The sequence below is a fragment of the Gracilibacillus salinarum genome, from assembly GCF_022919575.1.
GTDB classification, from domain to species: Bacteria; Bacillota; Bacilli; order Bacillales; family Amphibacillaceae; genus Gracilibacillus; species Gracilibacillus salinarum.
Genome location: NZ_CP095071.1, coordinates 1,763,366 through 1,778,263, shown reverse-complemented (window position 1 = coordinate 1,778,263; position 14,898 = coordinate 1,763,366). Strand labels below are relative to the sequence as shown.

Sequence of the window (14,898 nt, the reverse complement as noted above, 5' to 3'; positions counted from 1 at the left end):
GGTATATTGTAGTATAATGTCATTATAAGTCGTTTACTTACTTATTGTAACCATCAACATAAATAAGGATGGGATAGTTGAGCTTGTCGTAAAAGTTATAGACGAATGATGATTTGAATATTTTTGTTTTTATCCTAGTTTTTATACTACCCTATCCATTCCCGAGAGAGGATTTGAATGTAAATGAATGCTGATTATAATATTTTTCTTGTTGCTATTTCTATTATCATCGCCATAACAGCATCCTATTCTGCACTAAATATTGCAGCTAAAATTTCAAATGCAGAAGGTAAGAGTAAATTATTCTGGTTAATTGCAGGATCTATCGTTATGGGAGCTGGCGTATGGTCTATGCATTTTATTGGGATGTTAGCTTATCGTTCTCATAGTATGGTAGATTACGATGTTCTTATCACTATTTTGTCTATGCTTGCCAGTGTTTTTTCTTCTTTTCTTGCATTCTTTATTACGATGCCCAAAGCAATTAATAAATGGAAAATCGCATGTGGCGGGGGTGTGATGGGTGCTGGCATAGTCACCATGCACTATCTAGGGATGAAAGCGATGATAATGGATGCAGAAATGATGTATGATCCAGGATTAGTCACATTATCCGTGGTGATTGCTTTGTGTGCATCTTACGCAGCATTATTGTTATTTGTACGGTTTCGTCATGATGCATCCTCCACCTGGTTAAAATGGGGCGCGGCAATAATCATGGGAATTGCCATTTCTGGAATGCATTATACGGCAATGAGTGCCACTACTTTTCAAATGACGGAAAGTCATGTATCGCATGGAGGAACCGATTATGCACCAGATACCTTTCTTTTATTCGGAGTTATCGGTACCATCTTTTTGATTATTATGGTTTCGTGGGTGGCGATGTTTTTCGATCGTTTTGTCCTAGAGAAAATGGCATTTCAAGATAATGTCACCGGATTAGCCAATCGAAACGAGATGATTCGTTATTTTCGTAAGCAACCAATTGGCAAAAAAATAGCTGTCTTATTCCTTGATTTAGATCAATTTAAAGCAATTAATGATACGTTAGGCCATGAAATAGGGGACTTGTTATTAATGGAAGTAGGGGCGATTCTTCGAAAATTTGAAAGTCACTCATTACGAGCCTATCGAATAGGTGGCGATGAATTTTTGTTTATCAGTGAATATGCTGAGGTACCATGGATGGAGAAAATTGCTGATGATATTCTAAAAGAAATCAATTTGCCTATTCGGGTTGATGGGAATGAACTATATGTGACGGGCAGTATTGGGATTGCGGAAGGAACTATTTCAGATGTCGGTCATACTAAACTATTACGGACTGCTGATACAGCCATGTATATTGCCAAAAGAAAAGGAAAAAATCAATATTGCGTGTACACTGAAGAAATGGGAGTGAAAGAAGTACGCAGAATGGAATTAGAGAAAGATTTGCCACGAGCGCTGGAAGATGATCAATTTCACTTGGAATATCAGCCTAAATGGAACGTGAAAACAAACAGTCTATATGGATTTGAAGCGTTAATTAGGTGGGATCATCCTCGGTTAGGAGTAGTGCCACCAATTGAGTTTATTCCGGTCGCAGAAGAAAACGGAATCATTGTTTCGGTTACAAAGTGGACGCTGGAAACTGCTTGCAAACAATGCTATGAGTGGTCTACTCATCAAGGCTTGAATCAACCAGTTGCAGTGAACGTATCCCCGAGTTTATTTCAAACTGGCACACTATATGAATTAATTAAACATGCATTAGATCAATCGACATTAGATCCAGATAAACTGGAAATAGAAATAACGGAATCTATGATGTTACATGATGTAGAAGATATAATCCGACAACTTAATAGAATTCGTCAGCTAGGCGTAAAAGTGTCTATGGATGACTTTGGGACAGGCTATTCATCTATCGGATTATTAGATACCTTACCTATAAATGCTGTAAAACTGGATCGGATTTTCACACAAGATATAGAAAAGCCGAGTAAGCAAGCAATTATTCAGGCAATCATTGTATTGGCTGAATCTCTGGACTTAGATGTTGTGGCAGAAGGGGTGGAATTAGAGAAAGATATCGATTATTTAATGAAGTTGGGCTGTTTTGTTATGCAAGGCTATTACTATAGTAAACCGATGAAGTTTGAACATATTGATGAGTGGGCTAGTCAAAGAGAAGCGAGTTTGATTAAATGATAAATTTAGCAAGCTCAAGCTATTGAATTCATGTGAGTGTTTCTAAATGAGAGTAGTAAATTCTCGGGTGTAGATAGAAATGTTACTAAATCATGGGATATTATCGTGCAAACCAAATAATTAAAAAAATTTAACAATGGCTATCTCTCCTCTTTCATTTTTATAATCAATAGAAACTGAGGATAAGTGCTTACTTTTTTTAAAATATTATGATGCTTCGTTCTACTGAAACTACAGACGGGGAATGGACCCTTTTATTAGCAGTCAAAGCGATAGTCATATTGAAACATGAAGTTTAGTTTCTATAATATGGAATGTGTTAACAGAAAATGTATTGCAGAATGGTCATTTTGATATAATTTATCTGTTATGACGTAAACACTGCGTAATATCTGTTAATGAAGAGTTATTTGCTAACAATCCAAGCAATTCCCTTTGGTTCCAAGCTGTTTCATGCTACGCTTTCCTTAACAATCAGTCGTTTTTACAAACAAGAGATGAGGTAAGAGACCAAGCTATGAAAAATTATTATGCAGATGTCATGCAATTTAGGGGCGACCATGCTTCTTTCGGTTATAAACAGGGACAGTGGCTGCTGCAATCCTATTTGAATCCGATTTATACCAACTCGGATAGTATGAAAAAGGTACGCTTTTCTTTTGACCAAAAAGAGGCGGTGCAATGGACAAAGTCACTATTTCCACATTTTTACGAAGAATTAGATGGATTGGCGGAAGGGTTGAAAATGTCACTTGAGCAAGTACTGCTCCATTTTAGCGGGTTCCAGCAGGAATGGAGGCGGTCCGGCTGCTCGATTATAACCGGTGATCATTTTCTTGTCCGTAATTATGATTTTCATCCGAAGACGTATGAGGGAAGGTTTGTGCTTTATCAGCCTGATCACGGTTATGCTACGATCGGTCCTTCGCAACGTATTGTCGGAAGGGCGGATGGCCTCAACGAGAAAGGGCTGACGACTGGCTATAATTTTGTGAACCGGCGTAACACGGGTGATGGATTTATTCCGACAATCATTACACGGATGATGCTGGAGACGTGCCAGTCTAATGAAGAAGCCATTGCATTATTAAAAGAAGTGCCGCATCGTGTAGCATTTAACTATGTGCTGGCTGACCGATTTGGCAATCGACATGTGGTCGAGGCAACCTCAGATGCTGTTCGTGTAAAAGAGGATACCGTAAGTACCAACCATTTTGATATACTCACAGAGTCCAATCGTTATCATTTGGCTGATTCCAAACGACGAATGGCCATTTTCAGAGAGCAGCCTCCATCCTTAACCAAGCGTGACGCCTTTCAATTGCTAAATAATATCGAACATGAAGTGTTTTCCGAAAAATATCCTCAATCTGGGGGAACCTTGCACACTACCGTCTATGATCTGCACTCGCTTGAAGCAGGCATTGCATTAGGCCATAATCGTGTTCCCACTACCTTTTCCTTTCGTGATTGGCTAAAAGGGCAGGATAGCTGGATCAGAAAAGTAAGAGGTCAAATTAATACGAAGGAACGAATGCCTTATATGGAAGGATTAGAATGAGACACAAGCAACGTTGCTGTGTCTCATTTAATTTCGAATAATAATATACACCATATAGGCGATGTAGGAGATGGTGAGAAATCCACCTTCTCTTCTGCCAACCTTAAAATTGGTTCTCGAGAAAACCAGGAGGATGATCGTCAATAGAAGCATGACGATAATATCAAAGAAAACGCGATTGTCGATGGTAAGTGGGGAGATCACAGCGGTGATACCTAGTACCAGTAAGATATTGAAAATATTACTGCCGACGATATTCCCAATCGCTATATCACTTTCTTTTTTGATAGCGGCGGTGACAGAAGTAACTAACTCGGGAAGAGATGTACCTACTGCCACAATTGTTAAACCAACAAGCGTTTCGCTCATGCCAAACGAGAGCGCAATTTCAGTGGCACTGTTTACTACCAGCTCTCCACCGAGAATGATCGCGGCAACCCCGGCGACTGTTACGCTGATATTCTTTCCCCAGGCTTTATGATCGACCATATTCTGCTCTTCCTTACTACGGCTGTTTTTTGCCACTTCAAAAATGTAATAGAGAAAAATCGCAAAAAACAATAAGAGAATAATACCATCCGCTCTCGTCACAACATTTTCAGCGGATTGCTGCAGGGAAACATCACTGACGAGAATAAGCATAGCCAGTCCTGCTAACAGGGTAAAAGGAATTTCCTTTTTAATCGTTTCATTTTCGACAAGCATTGGCAAAATCAACGCACCAATTCCTACAACTAACGTAATGTTAAAAATATTACTCCCGATTACATTCCCGACCGTTACCCCTGCTGAGCCTTCTATCGCAGCCACAATACTCACGGTAGCCTCCGGAGCACTGGTTCCAAATGCGACAATTGTTAACCCGATGATTAGGGGAGAGACCCTAAGCGCAGCAGCGATATGTGATGCCCCGTCCACGAAAAAATCGGCACCTTTAATTAGTAGTGCGAACCCGACAATTAATAGAATATAAACCATGTATCTGCCTCCATATTGATGATAACTGCTTGGTGATTATGTATACGTATTAAAACGCAGGCGAATAGTCTTCGCCTCATTATAATACCCCAATTGACTTAACATCAATCGCTGGGCTTGGAGAGGGGATGAAAGAACTTCATCTGCATACATTGTGCAGATAAAATTGACAGAAGATTTCAAAACTTGTCAAACTAGCTAATTGAGAGTTAATCAATGTTTTTTATCTACAAAAAAATGAGACACAGGAGCGCTCCATGTGTCTCATTATTAACAGCATATTCAAGTCGTTTCACCCTTTCACACTTCCTGCAGTAATTCCTTCTACTAAATACTTCTGAAAGAACAGAAACACTAATAACTGTGGCAGAATAGAAGCAACGGACATAGCAAACATTGGTCCCCACGCTGATAAAGAGGAAGGATCAGAGAATAACTGTAGTCCTAGTGCGACGGTATATAATTTTGTATCATTTAAATAAACTAATGGAGTCATAAAGTCATCCCACGTCCAATAGAAAGAGAATATCGCAACGGTTGCCAAAGCAGGGGTGGTTAATGGTAAAATAATTCGCCAGAAAATCCCGAAGGTGCTGGCGCCATCTATATAGGCCGCTTCATCCAGTTCACGTGGTATCCCTCTTATAAATTGAATCATTAAAAAGATAAAAAAGGGGATTCCACCAATGAAAGCCGGGACGATTAAAGGCAAGTAGGTATTCACCCAACCTAAATTATGGAACAATATATATTGCGGAATCAAGGTAACCTGCTGTGGTAGCATAAGTGTCACAATCATACAAACAAATAATGGAGTGCGAAAGCGAAATTTTACTCTAGCAAAACCAAACGCCACTAAGGTGGATGAAAATATAGTTCCGATCACTACCATTGTAGTGACGAAAGTCGAATTAATAAAAAAGGTGGAGAATGATAAATCTCCAAATCCTTCCCAACCTTGCAGGTAATTCCCCCATTTTAATTCAGAAGGAAGTAAGGAAGCTGCATTTCGAAATATCTCATCTTCCGGTTTTAATGAGCTGGCAATGGTCCAAAGGATGGGATATATCATTAAAAAACCAAGCAGTATGATAGCGCCATGATAGATAATCGTTTTTTGGGCGGATTTATTTCGCATGGTTATTTGCCTCCCTCTGACTCATAGTAGACCCAGCTTTGCGCTGATTTAAAGATCAAAGCAGTGAATAAAGCGCATATCAATAATAAAATCCAAGCTAAAGCAGAGGCATATCCCATATCGAAATGGGCAAAGGCTTTCTCGTATAAATAAACCGCATAAAATAAAGTGCGATCCATAGGACCACCATTGGTAATCAAGAAACTTTGTGTAAACGCCATGAATCCTTGAATGGTTTGCATTACTAAGTTAAAAAAGATGACAGGTGAGAGCATAGGTAACGTAATCTTTATAAACTGTAAAAAGGGACTGGCGCCATCAACCGCTGCTGCTTCATACAACTCATTCGGAATTGCCTTTAAACCAGCTAGGAAAATAAGCATTGGTGAACCGAATTGCCAAACGACTAACAAAATCAGTGTAGATAGTGCGAAATCCGGACTGGTTACCCAGCTGGTTCCCTCGATACCAAAGATAGCCAGAACATCATTTAAAGCACCTTCACGACCGAATAACTCTCGCCAAACTACTGCTACGGCAACACTTCCACCTAAAATAGAAGGGACGTAATAAAGTGTGCGGTAAAGGCCGACACCTTTTCTTCTTGTATTAAATAGCATCGCCACGAATAAGGCAAAGGCTAATTTTAATGGAACGGAACCAAAAACGAAGATAAAGGTCACTTTTAATGCTTGGATAAACCGGGCATCTTCTGTAAACATTGTGATATAATTTTCGAATCCAATCCATGAAGGAGCGGAAAGTAAATCATAATTGGTAAACGAAAAATATAAAGACGCAATCATAGGACCGACAATAAATCCGAGAAATCCAATTAACCATGGTGCGATAAAAGTAAAACCTGTTATGTCAATAGAACGCTGGGACCTTAATTGTTTTTTCTTTTTCATGACGGCATCCTGCTTTATCGAACTATTCTCCTGCATTGTCAAGCACCTCCTTGATAGTGGATGAGCCATCTAAATAGATGACTCATCCTCTTCTTTATTCATTCTTTGCTAAGATTTCATTTGCCTTTTCTCTAAAATTAGCAGCAGCTTCTTCTGGAGTGACTTGCCCGTAATAAATTGGTTCCTCCACTTCGCGTACATACAATGTTTCTACTTCTGTAGCCCCTTGAGGATCTGGCGGGTCGATGGGGTTAGCGTAATCTTGCGCCATTTCCACGTAGTCAAACATTTTCTTTCCGGCATCATCCAGTTTATCTCTTAAGTGATCACGAACAGTACCAGCGATTGGCACGCCACGTTCTGCATTTAAGACTTCGTTAGCTTCTAAGTTATTTGTGAAATAACTGATGAATTTAGCAGCTTCTTCTTGATGTTTAGAATCTTTTGTCACCGAGAAAAACTGACTAGGCTTCAGGAAATGACCACTTTCTCCACCTTCGAGTGTGGGGTCTAACATCAATTCTAATGGACGTCCTGCTGCAGATTCGATGGCTACTAACTGATTACTAAAAATATCGAGTAACATGGCAGTATCACCATTCACAATCGGTTGCTGCTCTATAGAACCTGCATCCATAAACAGATCGGGAGGTGCAGCAGCGCCGGATTCGATCATATCCACCGTTTTTTGTAAGAAATCTACTAATAATTGATCATCTTCATAGCCTAAACTTTTTCCATCTGGTGCATATAAGGATACGCCATTTTGTCTTAAATAATGTTTTAACGGATTAGTTCCTACCGTAGGTTGAACACCATATGCTCCGTCTAAATTATCGGATAATTTCTTTGCGAATGATTGAACGTCTTCATACGTGTAACCTGGCTCTGGCGGTTCTATACCAGCTTCCTCAAATAGGGCTGGATCATATACTGTACCGTGCACATTTGCACCTAAGTTAACGGCGTACAAACTGTCATTAATTTTTCCACCCTCAATATACACATCTTCTACATCACTTAAATCTAATGTCCCTTCTTTGACAAACGGATTCAGATCTACTAACAAATTTCTCCCAACGTATTCTGTTAAATAGGCGTAGTCCATTTGTACAATGTCCGGCAAATTCCCGCCGGCAGCTTGGGTAGCCATCTTCTCCCAATAGCCATCCCATCCAGTAAATTCAGGTGATATCGTCACATTTGGATTTTCTTCCATATACCTATCAATGACTTCTAATGTCCGGTCATGCCTGTTCTGTGAACCCCACCATAAAATACGCAGTTCAATTTGATCTTCGTTATTCTCTGTTTTCCCAGCATCATCTCCGCTATCAGAGGCAACATCTTCACCTTCCGTACTACAACCGCTTACAAAAATAACAATAAGAACGAGCATCAAGAGTAAGAGCAAGGACTTTCGCTTTTTAAACATCACATGTATCTCCCCTTTTTTGTAAAAAAATATATTTAAAACAACTACTTGTAATGTAATTGCTTCAAATCAAGTTATTTTGCATATTTGTGCTGCAAAGCAGACAGATCCTCAATAGCTTGTAAGGTAATGATCATCACAATAAAACAAGTCAGGCTAATTCCAAGCGAATATAATATTTGTGGAATATATAACGATAAATAAATCATACCACCTGCAGATATAGCCATCCCGAATGTCTTTAGCGGATTAAGCATTCCGAGAATAAAGGCATACTTTATATAATCAACCAGTTTAAGCTGGTATTTTGTATAGATAGGCAGAATATACATAACGGTAATCATGAACCATACAGATAATATAAATAGCAATATACTGATGGTTTGATTGAACATGCCACCTCTATCGATGAAAAACTTCAAATCAAAATAAAGCACAAAACCTATCACAAATAATAGAATAGCTAATCCATTAGATTTAACAAAATGGAAACGAAATTGATTCCAGTATTCACGGAAGATAGAAGGTAAGTGCTGTTTTTCCAGCCATGACTTCTCCACATTACACAATGCTACTGTTGCTGGTGCGATCCCTAATATACCAAGACCTAAGATCATAAAGAAGAACCAAAGCAAATTGAGATAGACTAATTTAAGTAGAGCTATACAGAAGTTACGAGCAAGCTCTGTTAACCGGACTGCATTCATACAACCTGTCCCTCCCTTTCAATTTGGTGATGGCAAACAATATAGTCCATGAAATTAATGGTTGTCTTTATTATAGTAAGCGTTTACAATTTTATATAGTCATTTGTCTTATCAAATGTCCTCATTTTTTAATGCGTTCTGATAAGAAGTGTCTTTTTTTACGATCTTTCTAAGATGAAGATACTTTTTATCACGGTACTAACCGTCCGTTTATCCCCCACTTTAAGGTTCGAGAGGTAAATAAGAAGCTAAGTGGTGGATAAACGGACGATAACTTCCTGATAAGCTTCGCTAACAATCAGTGGGGTAAAAAAACCACTGATTGAAGTCTCACTTTATCAAGAAAGGAGTCCTAACCATGTATAAAATGATGATTATCGATGATGAATCTGAAATTCGCATAGGATTGAAAAATTATTTTCCTTGGAATCAGATCGGTTTTGATGTAGTGAAAGATTGTGTTGATGGAAAAGTAGCGTTAAATTATTTAGATCAACATGACATTGATGTCATTCTGTCTGATATCCGCATGCCCGTTCTGGATGGCATTGAACTTGCTAAAAAACTTCACGAAAGTGGTTCGAATATTTACCTTATCTTTCTTAGTGGCTATAAAGATTTCTCCTATGCGAAGGAAGCGCTGAAATATGGAGTGAAGGATTATATAGTGAAGCCAGGAAAGTTTGAGGAAATTCAAGAAGTGTTTAGCAGGGTGAAGCTAGAACTGGATAAAGAGTGGCGAGAATTAGATGAAAATCAGGCCAGTTATTGTGAAAATATTATTCGTACTATGAAAGAGCATATTCAAAAACAGTATGCCAGCATTTGTTTAGAAGATATGGCGGAAGTATTAAACATGTCTCCAAACTATATTAGTTCTTATTTCAAGGAAAAGACAGGCGAAAATTTCTCCACCTATCTGACGAAAATCAAAATGGAAAAAGCAGCAGAACTATTGGTTGATTATCATTACAAAACATATGAAATTAGTGAACTAGTCGGTTATCACAATCCCAAAAATTTCACCCGTATGTTTAAGAAATATTATGGGATGACGCCAAGAGATTATCGCACTTCAAACATGGAGAACATGGAATCGTGAATAATCGAATATTAATTAAAAACATTCTCCTCTTTGTTTTTCCATTATTGATTCCTGTATTTATTCTCGGTTCTTTTGCAATTGTGATTACTGATAAATATATCAAAGAGTCGATTACTGCTAACAATCGAAATGTGCTGCAGCAGCTTGAGCAACAAACCAATACGGTATTAAATGAAATGTATTTACTTAATCTTGACTATAATTGGAATCCTGATATTACGTTATCTTTACGAAATTTTTTTGATTCTGAGCATTTTAATTATCTGGATATTAAGATGATCGACTATGAAGAAGGGAATTTGAGAAGAAAAGAAATTGCAACATCCTACATTCATTCGATGTATATTTATTATGAGAATGATAATGACCGTGTACTTACATCTCGATCAGGATTTATGAACATTGCTAATATGCATGACGATGCTTGGCTAGAAGAATATGACGCGAAATCAACAAATCGAGCTATTTGGATGAAAAACCGTCAAATATCACAATATGATTTTGAAAAAGAAGAGCCTGTTATCAGTATTTATCGTAATATCTTTAATTCGAATGCTCAGACTTCAGAAGGATTAATCGTATTAAATATTTACCAAAGTTATTTTGAGAATTTAATTAGTGAATTAAATAATTATCACAATCAAAGCATCTTTGTATTAGATAAAACGAATACCAAGTTGTATGGAAATAGTATAAGCGAGGAATTAGCATTTGATGAGGAGGTAACCGACAATCCAAAACAAACTTTCGAGGTTCAGATAAATGGTACCTCCTTTATTGTCAGTCAATTACAATCGGACTTATATCCACTTCGTTATTATTCAATGGTAGAGAATAGTATTATTTATCGTGTGCCTAATCAACTGCTTTTTTTAACGGTATTATTCGTGTTATCTTCTCTTATTCTTGGAACAGCAACTATTTATTATTTGTCGCGCAAAAATGCCAGGCATGTAGGTGACATTATTAAAATATTGAACACATCGGATCAGAAGGAAAAAGATTTGATCAAGCATATATCGTTTAAAGACAATGAATACCAATATATTGTCAGAAGGATTCTTAAGCATTATATTGCGCAAAATGAGCTTGAAAAAGAATTGAATGAAAAGAAATACGAGCTTCAATCAGCCGAATTATTGGCTTTGCAAAATCAAATTAACCCACATTTTCTTTCTAATACACTTGCCATTATTTATTGGCGAGCCATGGCACTGACAGGTAAACCAAACAAGGTCACCAAAATGGTAGAGACGCTCACAGATATTCTTAGTTTTTCATTACGAATCAAGCATCATACCGTTACGCTGGAGGAGGAAATGAACAATACAAAAAATTACCTTGAAATATTGCGGGTCAGGTCAGATAAAGACTTTCGCATTACATGGGATTATCATGAGGATAAATTATCTGTTCAAGTATTAAAATTTATATTGCAGCCACTAATTGAAAATAGTATACAGCATGGAATTGACTATGAATCAAAATTAAGTCAAATCGATATTAAAATAAAAATTCGAAAAAAAGAAGAAGGTGTTATTCGTTTTACAGTAATTGATAATGGTCAAGGCATATCAAAGTCTGAGCTAAGTAAGCTAAGACAAAAATTAGATAAGGATGAATATGCAACCAATCACATAGGACTAGCTAATATTAATAAACGGTTATCATTGATATTTAATAATCAATTCACTTTTATTATTAAAAGTAAACAGTTATATGGAACGGTGATTACGATCGAACATCCCATTGGATATGGTGAGGAACCTGGTGATATGGTAAAACCACTGATTTCTCAAAAAAGGAATGGTATTAAGCGAGACGGCTAAAGATAGGCTCTCTATTCATTCATCCAAAATAAAAAACCACTCAAGACCCTAACTTGAGTGGTTTCTAAATCACGAATGCACGGGAAAATGTTCTGTCTGCTGTTTCTGCGCAGTATGCTTCATCGTATAGAAAAGTCCAATTCCGCAGGCAAGCAGCAATCCACTGCTGAAATAAAAGACAGTGGAAATCGTGTACATGCCAGCGATCCAGCCACCTATTACAGGGCCGATGATATTTCCGAGAAACCGAATGCTGGTATTATAACCTAAGACTTCCCCTTGAATATCCAGCGGTGATACCTGACGAATATAGGCTGTTCGAATCGGAATGACGCCACCGATCGCTATCCCTAATAAGAAACGAACGATGACTAACTGCCAGATCGTATCGACGAATGCACCTGGTATGAAAAAGACAGCAGATAAAAAGAGCAAGATGACCAGGACTTTTTCAAAACCGATGCGATCTCCAAGTTTTCCCCAATTGCGTGACATGAGTAAATTGCCGAGTCCTGCTGCAGAGAAAGCAAGACCAGAAAAGAAGGCAATACTTGTCGGGCCGTGTATCTCATTTACATAAAGAGAAAGAATCGGCTGAATGCTGAAATTTGCCACTTGGACAAACATCGAGACAATCATGACCATGACAAGGACAGGTTTGCTGAAAATATGTTTTAACACATCTGCAGGGGAATATTGGCTTTCCTTCTGCTTTGTTTCCGATTTGATTTCTGTCGTTCCGAGCATCACTAAGCACGCAGCAATAAAAAGGGTGACAGAAGTCAGTTGGAATGTAGCAGCATAACCAAACATATCTGCTAAGACGCCGCCTAACAGTGGTCCTAATAAGCTGCCTGTGACATTACCTGTTTGCAAGGTGCCTAACACTTTCCCGGCGATATCTGGTGGTGTTTGTGTCGAAATAAAGGCTTGGGACATGGAAATAAATCCAGTGAAAAACCCCATAAACATACGGAGCACAAACAGCTGTGGTACATTGGTGACAAAGCCCATCAGCAACACACTGATACCTAAGCCAAACGCGGCAAAGACTAAGAAAATCTTACGGCCGTGCTTATCCCCAAATCTTCCCCAGAACGGTGAGACGATAAAGGCGATTAAGAACGTAATAGCAAATACCCATCCTGACCATCGTTGGACATAGTCATCCGAATAATTACCTAATGATTCTATATATAAAGACAAAAATGGAATAACCATTGTCAAACTAGCAGCAATAAAAAAATTCGCAAACCACATAATATACAAATTACGCTTTGCGATCTGTTCCTGTTGTACGATATTATCCCTTCTTTTGATATTTATTTCGAGTGCCTAAACAATAGCATACGCCTAATGATGGCGGAAGGGAAATAATTTGCACAGGTTTTTATCATGGTGCTAACCGTCTGTAAGACACCCACTTCAAGCTTCGCTAATGATAAGTGGGTGTCGTGGGTGTCATGGGTGTCAAAAACCCCAACTGATCAAAGTCTCCCTTTATTGGTAGAATTGTATAGTTACGACAAAAAAATTCAAAGAAATGAAGTCGTATATATTGAAATTGATAAAGCGAGGAAATATAATGTAACCACAACTACCATACTAGTATTATTTGTGTGGTTTGAAGTAAAAGAAGAGAGGACAGAGGCCACGATGTAGAGCAAGTAGTTACTTTTTGCAGGTCGCGTACAAGACAATTGTGCAAAAGGGTGAGAGTGTTAATAAAAAATGATAGCGTTTTCCTTATTCAAGATCTAGCAAGCTATCCAAAAGTATGAAAAATGATACGAATGGAGCGTGTAAAGATGATTAATGTTGCCATTATAGGTACAGGAGCAATCTCAACTTCGCATATGAAAGGATATTTACAATTTCAGGATCGCTGTAAGATCGTTGCGTTGTGCGATATTTATCCAGAGAAAGCGGAAGAACAAGCAAATGAATTTGGTTTGGATGTTACGGTTTATCGCGATTATTTAGAAGTGCTGGAGCAGGATGATATCGATTTGGTTTCCGTTTGCACACCGCCTTACACCCATGCAGGAATTGCGATTGAAGCTTTACGGTCAGGAAAGCATGTACTCGTAGAAAAACCAATGGCGTCCTCCTTAGAGGAATGTGATGCGATGAATGAAGCAGCAGATCGAAGCGGAAAAATTTTATCCGTGATTGCCCAGAACCGGTTCACTTCCCCAATGATGAAATTGAAGCACGTATTAGATACGAAATTAATGGGACCGATTCTGCATACACAGGTAGATTCCTTTTGGTGGAGAGGTCACTCCTATTATGATTTATGGTGGAGAGGCACTTGGGAGAAAGAAGGTGGCGGCTGTACATTAAATCATGCCGTACATCATATCGATATTTTCCGCTGGATGAATGGGATGCCGTCAGAAATTACGGCGGTGATGAGCAATGTGGCGCATGACAATGCCGAAGTGGAGGACATTTCGGTTGCGATCGGACGTTATCCAAATGGAAGTCTTGCACAAATCACAAGCTCTGTTGTCCATCATGGCGAAGAACAGCAGCTCGTCTTCCAAGGAAAAAATGCTCGCGTCTCTGTTCCATGGAAACTAAAGGCTTCCCAATCACTTGGCAATGGCTTTCCCGAGAAAGATAAAGATCTCGAAATGCAATTACAACATATCTATGATACTCAACCAAATTTACAGTATGAAGGGCACGTCGGTCAGATAGAAGATGTATTGTCAACAGTCGAAGGCAAAAAAGAAGTGTTAGTTACGGGGCGAGATGGAAGAGCAACATTGGAACTGATTACTGCCATTTTTCAATCTGCAAGTTTAGGGAAAACAGTAGCGTTACCATTGGATCAAACGAGTCCATTTTATACAACGGAAGGGATTCTGAAGAACGCCACGTATTTTTATGAGAAGACAGCTAGTATTGATAATTTCCAAACGAACGAAATAACAACCGGAGGAAATTACGAGTGATAAAGGAAAAGGTGTATTTCCAGTGAAGCATTCTAACGTGAGAAACCAGGGAATAAACTATTCCTCAGAGTGAAT

General features: G+C 38.4%; 11 protein-coding genes. 5 read left to right on the top strand and 6 right to left on the bottom strand.

The features are described 5' to 3' along the window. The first annotated feature begins 183 nt into the window (after positions 1-183). Together MUN87_RS08305 and MUN87_RS08300 are read left to right on the top strand one after the other, a co-directional pair. The gene (locus MUN87_RS08305) at positions 184-2,196 is read left to right on the top strand and encodes a bifunctional diguanylate cyclase/phosphodiesterase (protein WP_244747248.1); all 2,013 of its coding nucleotides are present in this window, start codon (positions 184-186) and stop codon (positions 2,194-2,196) included. Positions 2,197-2,713: 517 nt separating this feature from the next. Then, positions 2,714-3,757 (top strand): C45 family autoproteolytic acyltransferase/hydrolase, encoded by a 1,044-nt coding sequence (locus MUN87_RS08300; RefSeq protein ID WP_244747247.1) that lies wholly within the window; start codon positions 2,714-2,716, stop codon positions 3,755-3,757. Positions 3,758-3,784: 27 nt separating this feature from the next. On the opposite strand, the gene MUN87_RS08295 is transcribed toward MUN87_RS08300, so the two are convergent. From MUN87_RS08295 to MUN87_RS08275, 5 genes are all read right to left on the bottom strand, one after another. Further along, entirely contained in the window at positions 3,785-4,735 is a 951-nt protein-coding gene (locus MUN87_RS08295) for a calcium/sodium antiporter (protein ID WP_244747246.1), read from the bottom strand. Positions 4,736-5,027: 292 nt separating this feature from the next. Continuing rightward, the gene (locus MUN87_RS08290; protein ID WP_244747245.1) at positions 5,028-5,873 is read right to left on the bottom strand and encodes a carbohydrate ABC transporter permease; all 846 of its coding nucleotides are present in this window, start codon (positions 5,871-5,873) and stop codon (positions 5,028-5,030) included. 2 nt (positions 5,874-5,875) lie between these two features. Further along, entirely contained in the window at positions 5,876-6,784 is a 909-nt protein-coding gene (locus MUN87_RS08285; protein ID WP_439649666.1) for a carbohydrate ABC transporter permease, read from the bottom strand. 94 nt (positions 6,785-6,878) lie between these two features. Next, the gene (locus MUN87_RS08280) at positions 6,879-8,219 is read right to left on the bottom strand and encodes an ABC transporter substrate-binding protein (protein WP_244747243.1); all 1,341 of its coding nucleotides are present in this window, start codon (positions 8,217-8,219) and stop codon (positions 6,879-6,881) included. A gap of 74 nt (positions 8,220-8,293) precedes the next feature. Further along, the gene (locus MUN87_RS08275) at positions 8,294-8,926 is read right to left on the bottom strand and encodes a YesL family protein (RefSeq protein WP_244747242.1); all 633 of its coding nucleotides are present in this window, start codon (positions 8,924-8,926) and stop codon (positions 8,294-8,296) included. 358 nt (positions 8,927-9,284) lie between these two features. Between MUN87_RS08275 and MUN87_RS08270 the strand changes: the two genes are divergently transcribed. Then, positions 9,285-10,028: a response regulator transcription factor gene (locus tag MUN87_RS08270; RefSeq protein WP_244747241.1), complete on the top strand. Its 744-nt coding sequence runs from the start codon at positions 9,285-9,287 to the stop codon at positions 10,026-10,028. Continuing rightward, positions 10,025-11,860 carry a sensor histidine kinase gene (locus MUN87_RS08265; RefSeq protein ID WP_244747240.1) on the top strand — a complete coding sequence of 612 codons (1,836 nt, stop codon included), beginning with the start codon at positions 10,025-10,027 and terminating at the stop codon, positions 11,858-11,860. The genes MUN87_RS08270 and MUN87_RS08265 overlap by 4 nt, the downstream gene beginning before the upstream one ends. Before the next feature lie 69 nt (positions 11,861-11,929). On the opposite strand, the gene MUN87_RS08260 is transcribed toward MUN87_RS08265, so the two are convergent. After that, complete coding sequence (locus MUN87_RS08260; RefSeq protein ID WP_244747239.1) at positions 11,930-13,120, bottom strand: MFS transporter; 1,191 nt, start codon at positions 13,118-13,120, stop codon at positions 11,930-11,932. 548 nt (positions 13,121-13,668) lie between these two features. Between MUN87_RS08260 and MUN87_RS08255 the strand changes: the two genes are divergently transcribed. After that, entirely contained in the window at positions 13,669-14,823 is a 1,155-nt protein-coding gene (locus MUN87_RS08255) for a Gfo/Idh/MocA family protein (protein WP_244747238.1), read from the top strand. The last annotated feature ends 75 nt before the right edge of the window (positions 14,824-14,898 follow it).

Bases quoted from the DNA above. Each gene is read 5' to 3' on its own strand.
- MUN87_RS08270 (WP_244747241.1), top strand. From the start codon at position 9,285: ATGTATAAAATGATGATTATCGATGATGAATCTGAAATTCGCATAGGA.
- MUN87_RS08295 (WP_244747246.1), bottom strand. From the start codon at position 4,735: ATGGTTTATATTCTATTAATTGTCGGGTTCGCACTACTAATTAAAGGT.
- MUN87_RS08255 (WP_244747238.1), top strand. From the start codon at position 13,669: ATGATTAATGTTGCCATTATAGGTACAGGAGCAATCTCAACTTCGCAT.
- MUN87_RS08275 (WP_244747242.1), bottom strand. From the start codon at position 8,926: ATGAATGCAGTCCGGTTAACAGAGCTTGCTCGTAACTTCTGTATAGCT.
- MUN87_RS08285 (WP_439649666.1), bottom strand. From the start codon at position 6,784: ATGAAAAAGAAAAAACAATTAAGGTCCCAGCGTTCTATTGACATAACA.
- MUN87_RS08300 (WP_244747247.1), top strand. From the start codon at position 2,714: ATGAAAAATTATTATGCAGATGTCATGCAATTTAGGGGCGACCATGCT.
- MUN87_RS08290 (WP_244747245.1), bottom strand. From the start codon at position 5,873: ATGCGAAATAAATCCGCCCAAAAAACGATTATCTATCATGGCGCTATC.
- MUN87_RS08280 (WP_244747243.1), bottom strand. From the start codon at position 8,219: ATGTTTAAAAAGCGAAAGTCCTTGCTCTTACTCTTGATGCTCGTTCTT.
- MUN87_RS08260 (WP_244747239.1), bottom strand. From the start codon at position 13,120: ATGTGGTTTGCGAATTTTTTTATTGCTGCTAGTTTGACAATGGTTATT.
- MUN87_RS08305 (WP_244747248.1), top strand. From the start codon at position 184: ATGAATGCTGATTATAATATTTTTCTTGTTGCTATTTCTATTATCATC.